The sequence below is a fragment of the Caballeronia sp. AZ10_KS36 genome, assembly GCF_023631105.1.
Classification (GTDB): Bacteria; Pseudomonadota; Gammaproteobacteria; order Burkholderiales; family Burkholderiaceae; genus Caballeronia.
Genome location: NZ_JALQDQ010000012.1, coordinates 17,183 through 30,495 on the forward strand (window position 1 = coordinate 17,183; position 13,313 = coordinate 30,495).

Below are 13,313 nucleotides of genomic sequence, written 5' to 3' on the forward strand. Positions count from 1 at the left end.
GTGTTTCGAGCGATCGCGCGCTAAGGCCGCTTACTTCAGCACGCTGGCCACGGCGTTCGCGACGACATCCAGATTGCGCGTGTTCAGCGCGGCCACGCAGATGCGGCCCGTGCTCACTGCATAGATGCCGAACTCTTCGCGCAGGCGGTCGACCTGAGCGGCGGTCAGGCCCGAGTAGGAGAACATGCCGCGCTGCTTGTCCACGAACGAGAAGTCACGGTCCACGCCCGCCGCCTTCAGACGCTGCACGAGGCCGTTGCGCATCGCGCGGATGCGGTCGCGCATTTCGCCGAGTTCCTGCTCCCACGTCGCGCGCAGTTCGGGCGATGCCAGCACGGCTGCCACAATCGAGCCGCCGTGCGTCGGCGGGTTCGAATAGTTGGTGCGGATCACACGCTTGAGTTGCGACAGCACGCGCGTCGATTCTTCCTTGCTCGCGGTGATGATGCTCAACGCGCCGACACGCTCGCCATACAGCGAGAACGACTTCGAGAACGACGACGACACGAACACGTTCAGCCCGGCCGCAGCGAAGAGGCGCACGGCGGCGGCATCCGCCTCGATGCTCTCGCCGAAACCCTGATACGCGATGTCGAGGAACGGCACGAGATTGCGCGCCTTCACCACTTCGACGACCTGCGCCCACTGCGCGTCGGTCAGATCGACGCCCGTCGGGTTATGGCAGCACGCGTGCAGCACGACGATCGTGCCCGCCGCGTAGCCGTTGAGCGCGGCCAGCATGCCTTCGAAGTTCACGCCGTGCGTCGCGGCGTCGTAGTACGGATAGTTGACGACCTCGAACCCTGCGCCTTCGAACAGCGCGCGATGGTTTTCCCAGCTCGGATCGCTGATCGCGACGATTGCGTTCGGGTTCATGCGCTTCAGGAAGTCCGCGCCGATCTTCAGCGCGCCCGTGCCGCCGAGCGCCTGCGCCGTGACGACGCGGCCGTCTGCGATCAGCGGCGAGTCCTTGCCGAGCAAGAGCGACTGCACGGCGGCGTCATAGGCGGCGATGCCGTCGATCGGCAGATAACCACGCGGCAGCGCAGCCTCGACGCGAGCTTTTTCCGCCTCGCGCACGGCGCGCAGCAGCGGAATCTTGCCTTCTTCATTCGTGTACACGCCGACGCCGAGATTGACTTTGGTCGGGCGCGGATCGGCGTTGAAGGCTTCGTTGAGGCCCAGAATCGGGTCGCGGGGGGCGAGTTCGACGGCAGAAAAAAGGGACATGATCTATCGGCAGTGTGGAAAGGACAGGCTGCGGCAAAAGCGGAGGGCGCTCGCGCGCGGGTGACGAATGCGGCGCGTGGATCGACGGCGGTGCGCGGTTCAAACAACGCTCGCGTGCCGTTCAACCCAGTCGCACATTGTATCGAATCCGTCGCATTTTTTCGGCGCGCGGTAGTGAGAACGCGCGTGCTTTTTACCGGTTCGGTCGCAAGGCGCCCCGCCAGCGCGGAGAAAGCGCTTGAGATCGCCCTGACGGGCCCAATGTGCATTTTCATGCGCGTCATTCCGACGCCCTTTTTCGCACCCGTCCGGGCGCAGCGCCAGTTTTGCGGCAGCCGCTAGAATAAGTGTTTGTCCCGGCGAAGACTCCGTTTCCCATGTCCGATACCCTCATCGAAGCGCCCGACGCACTGGACGAGTCGAAGTTCGTCACCTTCGACGGCTCGCCGTTTCAGCTCTATCAACCGTATCCGCCCGCCGGCGACCAGCCCGGCGCAATCGAGACGCTCGTCGAAGGCGTCGAGGACGGCCTCTCGTTCCAGACGCTGCTCGGCGTAACCGGCTCCGGCAAGACCTTCACGATGGCCAACGTCATCGCGCGGCTCGGCCGGCCGGCTATCGTGTTCGCGCCGAACAAGACGCTCGCCGCGCAGCTCTACGCGGAGTTCCGCGAGTTCTTCCCGCGCAACGCGGTCGAGTACTTCGTCTCGTACTACGACTACTACCAGCCGGAAGCGTACGTGCCGCAGCGCGACCTTTTCATCGAGAAAGATTCGTCGATCAACGAGCATATCGAGCAGATGCGGCTCTCGGCCACCAAGAGCCTGCTGGAGCGGCGCGACGTGGTGATCGTGGCGACGGTGTCGGCGATCTACGGTATCGGTAATCCGTCCGAGTATCACAAGATGATTCTGACGCTGCGCACGGGCGACAAGCTCGGCCAGCGCGACATCATCGCGCGGCTGATCGCGATGCAGTACAACCGCAACGAAGCCGACTTCCAGCGCGGCACGTTCCGGGTGCGCGGCGACACCATCGACATCTTTCCGGCGGAACACGCGGAAATGGCGGTGCGCGTCGAGCTGTTCGACGACGAGATCGAGGCCATGCAGCTCTTCGATCCGCTCACGGGCCGCGTGCGCAACAAGATTCCGCGCTTCACCGTGTATCCGTCGTCGCACTACGTGACGCCGCGCGACACGGTCATGCGCGCCATCGAGACCATTAAGGAAGAACTGCGCGACCGGCTGGAGTTTTTCCACCGCGAGGGCAAGCTCGTCGAGGCGCAGCGGCTGGAGCAGCGCACGCGCTTCGACCTGGAAATGCTTCAGGAACTGGGGTTTTGCAAGGGCATCGAGAACTACTCGCGGCACTTCTCGGGCGCCGCGCCCGGCGAGCCGCCGCCGACGCTCGTCGATTACTTGCCGCCCGACGCGCTTATGCTGCTGGACGAATCGCACGTGCTGATCGGCCAGCTGAACGGCATGTACAACGGCGACCGCGCGCGCAAGGAGAATCTCGTCGATTACGGCTTTCGCATGCCGTCCGCGCTCGACAACCGGCCGCTCAAGTTCAACGAGTTCGAGCGCAAGATGCGTCAGGCGATCTTCGTCTCGGCCACGCCCGCCGACTACGAGCAGAAGAAGGCGGGGCAGGTCGCCGAGCAGCTCGTGCGACCGACGGGCCTCGTCGATCCGGAAATCGAAGTGCGGCCTGCGCGCTCGCAGGTGGACGACGTGCTCTCGGAAATCAACGCGCGCGTGGCCGCAGGGGAGCGCGTGCTCGTCACCGTGCTGACCAAGCGCATGGCGGAACAGCTCACCGAGTTTCTCTCCGACCACGGCGTGAAGGTGCGCTATCTGCACAGCGACATCGATACGGTCGAGCGCGTCGAGATCATCCGCGATTTGCGCCTCGGCACCTTCGACGTGCTCGTCGGCATCAACTTGCTGCGCGAAGGGCTGGATATCCCGGAAGTGTCGCTCGTCGCGATTCTCGACGCCGACAAGGAAGGCTTCCTGCGCGCCGAGCGTTCGCTGATCCAGACGATCGGCCGGGCGGCGCGCAACGTGAACGGCAAGGCGATTCTCTATGCCGACAACATGACGGACTCGATGAAGCGCGCCATCCACGAAACCGAGCGGCGGCGCGCGAAGCAGATCGCGCATAACCAGGCGATGGGCATCACGCCCCGCGGCGTGGAGAAGCGCATCAAGGACATCATCGACGGCGTCTACAGCGCCGACGAAGCGCGCGCCGAGCTGAAGGAAGCGCAGGCGCGCGCCAAGTTCGAGGACATGAGCGAGAAGCAGATCGCGAAGGAAATCAAGCGCCTCGAAAAGCAGATGATGGATCACGCCAAGAACCTCGAATTCGAAAAGGCGGCGCAGACCCGCGACCAATTGGCGCTCCTGCGTCAGCGCGTCTTCGGCGCGAACGTGGGCGATCACGTAAGCGGAATCGGCGGCAAGTGAGCGTCCGGGAAGGCGGCGAGGCTGGAGTCCGCCGCCTTTCGTGACTTTCTTGACCGTCCGTGAAAGCCGCCCGACAGCCGAAAACCCTTACCAGCATTAGTCTCATTCGCTCCGTCAAATTGTTCGCCGAATCAAACGATGCTAAACTGACAAACATTGAGAATGGTTCGCATTAACGTTACGCGGCAACTCGCTCAGGTGACTGAAAACGTCGATGCAGCCGTCTCGTGGCAAGGAAGCGCGAAGCAACGCCGCACGCGCCGACCGATAACAAGAAAGGAGTGTGTTTGATGGTTTCAACGTTGACGCGCGGCCTCGTCGCCGCCGCTGGTCTCACCGCGATGATGGCGGCCTCGGCTGCCGAATATCCGATCGGCAAGCAGCACATCGAAGGCGGCATGGAAACGGGGGCCGTCTACCTTCAGCCGATCACGATGGCGCCGGAAGGCATGATGCGCAAGGCGTCGGACTCGGACATCCATCTGGAAGCCGACATCCACGCGGTCAAGAACAATCCGACCGGTTTCGCGGAAGGCGACTGGATGCCGTACCTCAACGTCACGTACGAACTGAGCAAGGTCGGCTCGACGCAGACGGTCAAGGGCGACCTGATGCCGATGGTCGCGAGCGACGGCCCGCACTACGGCGACAACGTCAAGCTGTTCGGGCCGGGCAAGTATCACCTGAAGCTGCATATCGCGCCGCCGTCGGAGACGGGCCACATGCCGTTCGGCCGTCACACCGACAAGGAAACGGGCGTCGGCGCGTGGTTCAAGCCGTTCACCATCGAGTACGACTTCCCGTTCGCGGGTATCGGCAAGAAGGGCGGCTATTAAGCAGTTTGCTTGAATGCGCGCCCGAGTTCAATCGACTGGCGGGCGCGAGCATCTTCGGGAAGAAAGAATGAACTCGAAAACCAAGGCAGTTGCGCTCGTGTTGTCCGTGCTGGCCGGCACGGCGGGCGCGGCCGATCTGCCGACGTTCAAGCTGGAAATGAACGACGGCAAGCTGAACCCGGCGCGCATCGAGGTGCCGGCGGGACAGCGCATCAAGATCGAAGTGCATAACGTGGGCAAGGGCGCGGCCGAGTTCGAAAGCGTGCAGCTGCGTAAAGAGAAAGTGCTGGCGCCGGGCGCGGATTCGTTCGTGGTGATCGCGCCGCTCGATCCGGGCGAGTACAAGTTCTTCGACGATTTTCATCAGACGGCGCAAGGCGTGATCGTCGCGAAGTGATGATTGAGCCGCGCGGCGCTTCAGCATGAGCATCGCGCGGCCGATACAGCAGAACGGGCAGGGAGTTTCGATATGGGGCAGGTACTTTTCATCGTGTGGCGGGAAAGCGTCGAGGCGCTTCTCGTCGTCGGCATTCTGTACGCGTGGCTCAAGAACGGCGATCATCAGGCGCGTCGCGGCCTGCCTTATCTGTGGCTCGGCGTCGTGGCGGGATTGCTCGCGGCGGTCGGTCTCGGGGCAGCGTTGATCGGCTTCACCGAAGTCCTCTCCGGCAATGCTCAAGACTACTTTCAGACGGCGATGGTGCTCGTCGCGTGCGTGCTGATCGTGCAGATGGTGCTGTGGATGAAGCGCCACGGCCGCACGCTCAAGCGCGACATGGAAACGTCGCTGCAAAAGACCACACAGGACGGCCACTGGTGGGGCATCGCGCTGCTCGTCGCGCTCGCCATCGCGCGTGAAGGCAGCGAAACCGCCGTGTTCCTGTACGGCGTCGGCTTTGGGCAATCCGGGCACGTCGCGGCTTCGCAATATGCGGCCATCATCATCGGATTCGGGCTTGCGCTCCTGACCTTCTACGTGCTTCAGCTCGGCGGCAAGGTGTTCTCGTGGCGCGCATTCTTCCGCGTCACCGAAATCATGCTGCTTTTCCTCGCGGCGGGACTGTTCGAAACGGGCGTCGACAAGCTGATCGACATGGAAGTGCTGCCGGTCATCGTCAATCAGATGTGGAACACGTCTGCCATTCTCGACGACTCCGGCACCTTCGGGTCGCTCGTCGCGACGCTCACGGGGTATCGTGCGCATCCGGCGGGCATGAACATTGTCGCGTATGCGGTGTACTGGATCGTCATCTATCTCCTGTTGCGCCGCTCGAATAGCCAGATGGCGCAGAAACAGAAGGCGGCCGGACGCCCCGCATGAGCTCCTCGATGCAACACAGCGTGCAACCCAATACGCAAGGCCAGAGCCGGCTCCAGCAAGCCGGCCACTGGATGCAACGGCACGGCAGCGTGATCCGCGGAATTCAGTGGGTCGTCGTTGCCGTGTATGCGTTTCTGATCATCGTTCCGGCCGTGCTGCCGCTGCCCGACGGCTCCGCGCATCTCTGGAACAACCTGACGCTCGCGGCGCAGTTCGTGTTCTGGGGCATCTGGTGGCCGTTCGTGCTGCTGTCGATGGTCATGCTCGGCCGGGTGTGGTGCGGCGTGCTGTGTCCCGAAGGCGCGCTGACCGAGTTCGCGAGCCGCTTCGGCCGAGGGCGCGCGATTCCCCACTGGATGCGCTGGGGCGGCTGGCCGTTCGTCGCGTTCGGACTCACGACCATCTACGGCCAGATGGTCAGCGTCTATCAATATCCGAAAGCGGTGCTGCTCGTGCTCGGCGGCTCGACGGTCGCGGCGATCGTCATCGGCCTGCTGTACGGCCGCGAAAAGCGCGTGTGGTGCAAGTATCTGTGCCCGGTCAACGGCGTGTTCTCGCTGCTCGCGCGCCTCGCGCCGTTCCACTACAAGGTCAGCGAAGACGCGTGGCGCCGCTCTTACAAGCAGGGCGAACACGGGCACCGCGTCATTCCGATCAACTGCGCGCCGCTCGTACCGCTGCGCAACATGAAGGGCGCAGCCGACTGCCACATGTGCGGCCGTTGCAGCGGTCATCGCGATGCGATCGCGCTGACGTGGCGCTCGCCCGCCGAGGAAGTCGTGAAGCTCGGCGACAAGGCGGCGAATCCGTGGGACACCGCGCTGATTCTGTACGGCCTGCTCGGCATTGCCATCGGCGCGTTCCACTGGACGGTGAGCACGTGGTTCGTCGATCTGAAGCAGTTCTTCGCGGGCTGGCTGATCGATCACAACATCCTCTGGCCGCTGGACACCAACGCGCCGTGGTTCCTGTTCACGCATTATCCGGAGCAGAACGACGTGTTTTCGTGGCTCGACGGCACGATGGTCGTCGGCTACATCCTCGCGACAGCGCTCGTTTACGGCACGACGCTGCTCGCGCTCATTGCAATCGGCGCGCGCATGCTCGGGAAGCTGAACGCGACGCGGGTGCATCATCTGACGCTCGCGTTGATTCCGATTGCGGGCGTCGGCGTGTTCCTCGGTCTTTCGGCGACGACGGTTTCGCTTCTGCGCGCCGAGCACGTGCCGTTGTGGTGGGTCGCGGATCTGCGGCTCGCGCTTCTGGCCATCGCGAATGTGTGGAGCGCGTGGCTCGCGTGGCGCGTGACCGGGCGCTATGCGTCGACGCCTGGTCCCCGGCTCCTTTCGATGATATGGTTGATCGCGGCGCTCGCCGTGGTCGACAGCGCGTGGTACCTGATGTTCTGGGGCTTTTCCCGATAACGCCAGCACACGAGGCGCGCCAAGTGAGAACCAAACCCGCACTGACCGACGACGACGTGTTGGCCATGGCCGCCGCCGCCGAGGCGCACGCGAAGAATCACAAGTGGAACGTGACCATCGCCATCGTCGATGACGGCGGGCATCTGCTGCATCTGCATCGGCTGGAAGGAGCGGGCGCGAGCACGGTGGAAATGGCGACGGGCAAGGCGCGCACGGCCGTGCTCGGTCGCCGCGAGACGAAAGTCTACGAAGACACCATCAAGCAGGGGCGCACCGCGTTCCTGTCCGCGCCGATGACGGCGATGCTCGAAGGCGGCGTGCCGATTTTCGTCGGCACGGATATCGTCGGGGCGCTCGGCGTTTCGGGCGTGAAGTCGGATCAGGATGCGCAGATCGCGCGCGCGGGCATCGCGGCGCTGGGAATCGAAAACGTCTGAATTCATGGCCGACCGCAAATAGAAAAACGGCGCGCTCTCGCAAGAGATCGCGCCGTTTGTTTAAGCGTTGGAGCGGCAAAAAAACGGCTTCGCTGGCTACCGACGACTGGCTGGTGTTTGCACGAAGGGGTCTAAATTCTCGCGTGCAAGTCGTCCTTGCTGGCTAAGGCCAAACACCTCTTGGCGAGGTGGTCCCCACAATACCCGGTACTACTGCTGTTCTTTCGCGCTACTTCGTCAGGATGAGCTTGCCCAGACGCGTCGCGCGCAATTGATACGTTTCCCCGTTATGCACGATGGCGACATGGCTGCGGCCTTTCAGCAGCGCGTCGCTGCGCAGCGACCGTTCCCCGTTGGCATCGTTCGCCGAGACGCGCTCCGTGGTTTCTGCCGGAGGCTTCGGGCGGGTGATGGCCGCGTCGCGAGCAAGCGGGCGGCGCAGCCTGAGCGTGGTGGATCGCGGCGTGTCGGTCATGTCGGTCGTGTCGGTCGGAGAGTGCCGTCGTCGATTCGTTGGACCCATAGTAAATGATAACTATTCCTATTTGCAACTAGGCCTTTCCGATGAAAACGCGGCTTCCGATAGCCGCGCTTCATCCATCATGCGTCAGTGCAGCGGACTTTCGCCCGTGCGCCCGTGCGCGTACTGGCGTATGAGCCGCACCGTGTCGATATCCGACTCGCGATACGCCGATTTCACGATCTCCTGCGTCTGCCGTTCGTCGGGCGTCGAGTTCTCGCTTTCGGGCAGCGTCGTGCTGTAGGTGAAGCGCAGGAAAAGCTGCATGGCGTCGGGCTGCTCGATCGCCATCGTGAGCGAGCCGCCGACGTGCTCGGCAGTGGGCAGAATGTCGTAGCGCACGCTGTTGTGCGGATCGAGCGTCACGCGGTCTCGCACCACGGCCTGACCGTAGTGCAGCTCGCGCTCCATCACATCGCCTTCGCGGAAGAGGATCGCGCAGCTATCGAGGCCCAGTACGAAAAGCTGCGGCTGTTCCGCGCGCAGCACGAGGCCTTCCCACAGTTGCTCGCGCGTCAGCGAGTCGACGAGCGGGTTCGTCGGATCGTTAATCTGGATCAGGTGTTCGAAATTCAAGACGACGTTTCCTTGGACGTTCGTGACGCCCGGTCACACCGGTTCGGCGGGAACGAGCCCCGAGTCGATGCGAATGGCACCGACGAGAACCTTGTGCATCGGGCAGGCATTGGCAATTTGCAAGAGACGTTCCCGTTGCGTTTCGTCGAGCGGGCCGTCGAGCGAAATGCGGCGGTCGATCACGGTGCCGTGCGCCGTGGTGTTCATCGACAGTTCGACGCGCAGCGACGTGAGCGGCCAGCCCTTGCGCTTCGCGTACATGCGCAGCGTGATGGACGTGCATGCGCCGAGGCTCGATAGCAGCAGCGACGAAGGCTGCGGCGCCGAATCCGCGCCGCCGAGACTGGCCGGCTCGTCGGCGAACCACGTATGCGTGCCGTCTTCGAGGCGGGTTTCGTAATCGGCGCTGCCGATGCTGGCGGTCACGACGGGAGCGGACATGCGCGTTTCCTCGGATTTATCGATGACGAACGGACAGCGTGACGACCGACGGACGCGAAAAAAAACGGCGCCGGCCGAACGGTCATTGTGACGCAATGTACCCGTTCTTGCCGCGCCGTCGCGCATTATTTCAACACTACGATATGCGCCCGCTCAGTGCGTGATCGCGCCCATGCGTCCCGTCTGATAGTCCGTCACGGCCTGGCGAATCTCGTCTTCCGTGTTCATCACGAACGGGCCATAGCGCACGACCGGCTCCTTCAGCGGCACGCCGCCGAGCAGCAGCACTTCGGCGGGCTCGTCTCCTGCCGCGAGCGTGATCGTATCCGCATCGTCGCGGAAGATGACCATCTGCTGCGCGCGCACCGGCTGGCGCTGCGGGCCGTAGAGCGCGGTGCCCGAGAGGCCGTACGCGAACACGCGAAAATCGCGCGGCACGCGATGCTCGATGGTCGCGCCCGGTTGCAGCGAGAAGTGCTGATAGAGAATCGGCGTGCGCGTTTCGATCGCGGCCTTGACGCCAAGTGCTTCGCCCGCGATCACCTTCACGCGCACCTTGCCGTCCTCGCTCGTCGCCACGGGAATGCGCTCGGACGGGATCTCCTGATAGTGCGGCGCGATCATCTTGTCGCGCTTGGGCAGATTCACCCAAAGCTGAATGCCGTGGACGCGCCCGCCGCGCTCAGTGAACGCCTCGCCCGGCATTTCGCTGTGCACGACGCCCGCGCCGGCGGTCATCCATTGCACGTCGCCCGGACGCAGCGTGCCGGAATGCCCCGCCGAATCCCTGTGGCCGAACTCGCCTTCGAGCATGTACGTGACGGTTTCGAAGCCGCGATGCGGGTGATCCGGCGCGCCTTTCGCCTCGCCGGGCGCGTAGTCGACCGGGCCCATCTCGTCGAGCAATAGAAACGGATCGAAGTCCATCAGAAGGCGCGTCGGAAACGGGCGATGCACGACGAATCCGCCGCCTTCGACGGTGCGCATGGCGGGAATGATGCTCGAAATAGTGCGGCTCATGATGTTTTGCCTCGCGTCGCCATTAGGGGAATAGCGATAAATGTGAAACACGCAGCTATTATATGAGCCGTATTTGTGGGTAAAAGACGCCGCAGCGCAATGGATTGTCCTGCTGCGATAAACAAACCGGCCTTGCGCCGGCGACAACGGCCAATGCCGCACACGCCATGACATCCGACTCGCACGATCTCAACGATCTGATGTACTTCTCGCACGTGGTTGAACACGGCGGTTTTTCCGCGGCCGAGCGCGTGCTGGGCATTTCGAAGTCGCGGCTGTCGCGGCGCGTGTCGGAACTGGAGGCATCGCTCGGCGTGCGGCTGTTGCAGCGCTCCACGCGCAAGCTCGCGCTCACCGAGGCGGGACAGTTGTTCTACCAACACTGCCAGGCGATGCTGGCCGAGGCGCAGGCCGCCGTCAACGTCGTACAGAGCCTGCGCGATTCGCCGCGCGGCACCGTGCGCGTGAGCGTGCCCGTGACCATCGCGCAGACGTTTCTCGCGGCCGTCATGCCTGACTTCATGCATCGCTATCCGGAAGTGCGCGTCGTCTTGCGCGTGACGAACCGCGTCGTGGATCTGTTCGAGGACGCCATCGACGTCGCGCTGCGCGTGCGCTCGGAGCCGCCCGCAAGCTCCAACGTCGTCGCGCGGCCGCTGTGGCGCACGCAGCAGATGCTGGTTGCCGCGCCCTCGCTGCTCAAGCCCAACGCGCCGCCGATGAGCGTCGCGGATCTCGCGCAATACGACACGCTCGACACGCCATCGGCGGACGGGCGGCACGTGTATCGCCTCATCGCGCCCGACGGCACGCGCCACGAATTCGAGCACGAGCCGCGGCTCGTCACCGCCGACCTGTCGATGATTCGCGAAGCCGTGATGCGCGGCGTCGGCATCGCGGCGTTGCCCGAGATGATGTACGGCGCGCCGCTCAGGAGCGGGCAGCTCTCGCCCGTGATGCCCGGCTGGACCTTCCCGACGCCGCAGCTTTACGCCGTGTTCCTGTCGCGGCAGGGCATGGTCCCGGCCATTCGCGCGTTCGTCGATTTTCTCGTCGAATGCATCGACGACGGCAAGCGCTTTCCGGGCGAATGTCCGGTCATCGAGCCTGCCGAGCAGGAGACGGTTTAGCATCGCTTCAGACATTGAAGCACGCGTTTGCGATGCAGAGATTCAATCGCGCGGAATCTTGTACGGCAAAATCGGCGGCGTTATATTGAGGTCTCTTTCGCTAAGGAGCTTCTTATGCGAAAACTGACGGCTACTCTGATAGTTAGCCTGATAGGGCTGATCGCGCTGTCCGTGTCGACCACGGCTGCCGCATGTGACGGTTCTGGCGGCTCAGGGTATTCGAGCCCGAAGTAACCGTCTCGCCCGAATGCGCCGAGTGCGCACGAAAAAAGGCCTTCATCCGACGATGAAGGCCTTTTGCTTTGCTACGGGTTGTTCGCAGCTTACTTGGCGCTCTTCGGCTGCGTCACGAAGCCGATCTTCGACAAGCCGCCCGACTGCGCCGCGGACATGACATCGGCGACGCGCTCATAGGGCACCTTGCGATCCGCGCGTAAATGCAGTTCCGGCTGCGGCGTTTCTTTCGACGCCTGCGCGATGCGCGCGTCGAGCGCGGCGTCGTCGATCTTCTGGTCGTTCCAGAGAATCGTGCCGTCGGCCTCTATCGCCACGTTCACATGCGCGGGCTTTTCGTCCTGCGGCTGGCTGCTCGCGTGCGGCAAGTCGATCTTGACCGCGTGATGCATCGCGGGGATGGTCACCAGAAAAATGATGAGGAGAACGAGCATGACGTCGACGAGCGGCGTCATGTTGATTTCGCTCATCATGCCGTCGTCTTCGTCGCCGGCGAATGGACTCATGGCCATGCGAACCTCCGTTTAGCTCGCGCGCGTCGCAAGACGCAGGCTGTCGGATTGCGCAGCCGTCGCGCGCTTGGTCGACGACAGCTTCGAGCCCGTGACAAAGAACGCGTGCAGGCCGTGCGCGAAGCGGTTCAGCTTGGTCACGATGCTCTTGTTCGCGCGGGTGAGGGCGTTGTAGCCGAGCACCGCCGGAATCGCGACGAAGAGGCCGAACGCGGTCATGATGAGCGATTCGCCGACCGGGCCCGCGACCTGATCGATCGACGTTTGCCCCGTCGCGCCGATGGTCAGGAGCGCGTGATAAATGCCCCACACCGTGCCGAACAGTCCGACGAACGGCGACGTGCTGCCGATCGACGCCAGCACCGCGAGCCCCGCCTGCATGCGGCCGACGCCTTCGTCCATCACGTCCTTCAGGCAGCGCGTGATCCAGTCGGAGACATCCATGCGATCGTGCAGATGCGGCTGCGTCTGGTGATGATGGTCCGCCGCTTCCTGGCCGGCGAGCGCGAGCGCGAGGAACGGGTTGTCGGCTGCGCTCGACGACTGCGCGCCCAGTTTCTGGATGCCGTCGTTGAAGTCGTCCGAGTGCCAGAAGGCCTGCTCCGCGTTCTTCGTGAGGCGCTTGAGCCGCACGACGTTCCACGCCTTCACGACGATCACCGTCCACGAAAGCACCGACATGATGACGAGCGCGAGCGCGATGCCGCGCGTCACGAAATCGCCCTGCGCCCAGACGTGCGCAATTCCGTAGTTTTGCATTGCTGTTTCCTTGTTTCCAAAAAATCGGTCAGTCGTTCAGGCTGAAGACGAACGGGACAGTGGCCGTGGCGCGGATCGCCTCGCCGTTTTCCTTGTAGGGCGTGCATGCGCTGGAACGAACGGCGTCGAGCGCGGCGTCGTCGAGGCGCGAGGAGCCGCTGGTTTTTTGCAGCGTCACGTTTTCGATCTTGCCCGACAGGCCGACGGTCAGCTTGACCAGCGCCGTCCCCGTCTCGCCCCGGCGGCGCGACATGGCCGGATAGTCCGGCTGCGCGATATTGCACGACAGGCGCGCGACGTTCTTCGGCGCGGCGAGGTCCATCGTCGGCTTTCCGATGGCGGGGGCGGCGGGCGCAGCGGGCGCGGCCGGCGCGGGCGCGGGCGGCGGCGGAGCGGGAG

Annotated in this window: 15 protein-coding genes; 7 read left to right on the plus strand and 8 right to left on the minus strand. The window is 63.8% G+C overall.

The window, feature by feature from the left end; all coding sequences use genetic code 11:
• Positions 1-30 precede the first annotated feature (30 nt).
• Positions 31-1,230, minus strand: a complete 1,200-nt coding sequence (locus NCR35_RS06535) for an amino acid aminotransferase (protein ID WP_250533718.1) — start codon at positions 1,228-1,230, stop codon at positions 31-33.
• A 377-nt stretch (positions 1,231-1,607) separates the two neighbouring features.
• Between NCR35_RS06535 and uvrB the strand changes: the two genes are divergently transcribed.
• The 6 genes from uvrB (at position 1,608) to NCR35_RS06565 (ending at position 7,722) form a co-directional block, all read left to right on the plus strand.
• Positions 1,608-3,704 carry an excinuclease ABC subunit UvrB gene (gene uvrB / locus NCR35_RS06540; protein WP_250533719.1) on the plus strand — a complete coding sequence of 699 codons (2,097 nt, stop codon included), beginning with the start codon at positions 1,608-1,610 and terminating at the stop codon, positions 3,702-3,704.
• 290 nt (positions 3,705-3,994) lie between these two features.
• Positions 3,995-4,540, plus strand: a complete 546-nt coding sequence (locus NCR35_RS06545) for an iron transporter (RefSeq protein ID WP_502801654.1) — start codon at positions 3,995-3,997, stop codon at positions 4,538-4,540.
• 67 nt (positions 4,541-4,607) lie between these two features.
• The gene (locus NCR35_RS06550) at positions 4,608-4,937 is read left to right on the plus strand and encodes a cupredoxin domain-containing protein (RefSeq protein ID WP_250533721.1); all 330 of its coding nucleotides are present in this window, start codon (positions 4,608-4,610) and stop codon (positions 4,935-4,937) included.
• 72 nt (positions 4,938-5,009) lie between these two features.
• Entirely contained in the window at positions 5,010-5,861 is an 852-nt protein-coding gene (locus NCR35_RS06555; RefSeq protein WP_250533722.1) for an FTR1 family iron permease, read from the plus strand.
• Positions 5,862-5,932: 71 nt separating this feature from the next.
• Positions 5,933-7,285: a 4Fe-4S binding protein gene (locus tag NCR35_RS06560; RefSeq protein WP_244848956.1), complete on the plus strand. Its 1,353-nt coding sequence runs from the start codon at positions 5,933-5,935 to the stop codon at positions 7,283-7,285.
• Between the two features lie 23 nt (positions 7,286-7,308).
• A complete protein-coding gene (locus NCR35_RS06565) occupies positions 7,309-7,722 on the plus strand; it encodes a GlcG/HbpS family heme-binding protein (protein ID WP_244848373.1) in 414 nt (137 codons plus the stop codon).
• Between the two features lie 229 nt (positions 7,723-7,951).
• Here NCR35_RS06565 and hemP read toward each other — a convergent pair whose 3' ends face one another.
• The 4 genes from hemP to NCR35_RS06585 form a co-directional block, all read right to left on the minus strand.
• A complete protein-coding gene (hemP, locus tag NCR35_RS06570) occupies positions 7,952-8,197 on the minus strand; it encodes a hemin uptake protein HemP (RefSeq protein WP_250533723.1) in 246 nt (81 codons plus the stop codon).
• A 132-nt stretch (positions 8,198-8,329) separates the two neighbouring features.
• Entirely contained in the window at positions 8,330-8,818 is a 489-nt protein-coding gene (locus NCR35_RS06575) for an SRPBCC family protein (RefSeq protein WP_244848375.1), read from the minus strand.
• A gap of 33 nt (positions 8,819-8,851) precedes the next feature.
• Entirely contained in the window at positions 8,852-9,259 is a 408-nt protein-coding gene (locus tag NCR35_RS06580; protein ID WP_250533724.1) for an OsmC family protein, read from the minus strand.
• A 153-nt stretch (positions 9,260-9,412) separates the two neighbouring features.
• Entirely contained in the window at positions 9,413-10,279 is an 867-nt protein-coding gene (locus NCR35_RS06585) for a pirin family protein (protein ID WP_250533725.1), read from the minus strand.
• A gap of 167 nt (positions 10,280-10,446) precedes the next feature.
• On the opposite strand from NCR35_RS06585, the gene NCR35_RS06590 reads away from it, so the two are divergent.
• On the plus strand, positions 10,447-11,409 hold the full coding sequence (locus NCR35_RS06590) for a LysR family transcriptional regulator (RefSeq protein WP_250533726.1): 963 nt from the start codon (positions 10,447-10,449) through the stop codon (positions 11,407-11,409).
• Between the two features lie 323 nt (positions 11,410-11,732).
• Here the strand turns inward: NCR35_RS06590 and NCR35_RS06595 are convergent, their stop codons facing one another.
• The 3 genes from NCR35_RS06595 to NCR35_RS06605 all read right to left on the minus strand — a co-directional run.
• Positions 11,733-12,155 (minus strand): ExbD/TolR family protein, encoded by a 423-nt coding sequence (locus NCR35_RS06595; protein ID WP_244848379.1) that lies wholly within the window; start codon positions 12,153-12,155, stop codon positions 11,733-11,735.
• A gap of 12 nt (positions 12,156-12,167) precedes the next feature.
• Positions 12,168-12,914, minus strand: coding sequence for a MotA/TolQ/ExbB proton channel family protein (locus NCR35_RS06600; protein WP_250533727.1), 747 nt, complete (start codon positions 12,912-12,914; stop codon positions 12,168-12,170).
• 28 nt (positions 12,915-12,942) lie between these two features.
• The coding region (locus NCR35_RS06605; RefSeq protein WP_250533728.1) for an energy transducer TonB at positions 12,943-13,313 on the minus strand (371 nt) is incomplete at its 5' end.

What these genes read in the sequence shown, in the direction of transcription:
- NCR35_RS06555 (WP_250533722.1), top strand. Translation starts at nt 5,010, where the DNA reads ATGGGGCAGGTACTTTTCATCGTGTGGCGGGAAAGCGTCGAGGCGCTT.
- NCR35_RS06535 (WP_250533718.1), bottom strand. Translation starts at nt 1,230, where the DNA reads ATGTCCCTTTTTTCTGCCGTCGAACTCGCCCCCCGCGACCCGATTCTG.
- NCR35_RS06580 (WP_250533724.1), bottom strand. Translation starts at nt 9,259, where the DNA reads ATGTCCGCTCCCGTCGTGACCGCCAGCATCGGCAGCGCCGATTACGAA.
- NCR35_RS06585 (WP_250533725.1), bottom strand. Translation starts at nt 10,279, where the DNA reads ATGAGCCGCACTATTTCGAGCATCATTCCCGCCATGCGCACCGTCGAA.
- NCR35_RS06560 (WP_244848956.1), top strand. Translation starts at nt 5,933, where the DNA reads ATGCAACGGCACGGCAGCGTGATCCGCGGAATTCAGTGGGTCGTCGTT.
- NCR35_RS06590 (WP_250533726.1), top strand. Translation starts at nt 10,447, where the DNA reads ATGACATCCGACTCGCACGATCTCAACGATCTGATGTACTTCTCGCAC.
- NCR35_RS06545 (WP_502801654.1), top strand. Translation starts at nt 3,995, where the DNA reads ATGGTTTCAACGTTGACGCGCGGCCTCGTCGCCGCCGCTGGTCTCACC.
- NCR35_RS06600 (WP_250533727.1), bottom strand. Translation starts at nt 12,914, where the DNA reads ATGCAAAACTACGGAATTGCGCACGTCTGGGCGCAGGGCGATTTCGTG.
- NCR35_RS06550 (WP_250533721.1), top strand. Translation starts at nt 4,608, where the DNA reads ATGAACTCGAAAACCAAGGCAGTTGCGCTCGTGTTGTCCGTGCTGGCC.
- NCR35_RS06595 (WP_244848379.1), bottom strand. Translation starts at nt 12,155, where the DNA reads ATGGCCATGAGTCCATTCGCCGGCGACGAAGACGACGGCATGATGAGC.
- uvrB (WP_250533719.1), top strand. Translation starts at nt 1,608, where the DNA reads ATGTCCGATACCCTCATCGAAGCGCCCGACGCACTGGACGAGTCGAAG.
- hemP (WP_250533723.1), bottom strand. Translation starts at nt 8,197, where the DNA reads ATGACCGACACGCCGCGATCCACCACGCTCAGGCTGCGCCGCCCGCTT.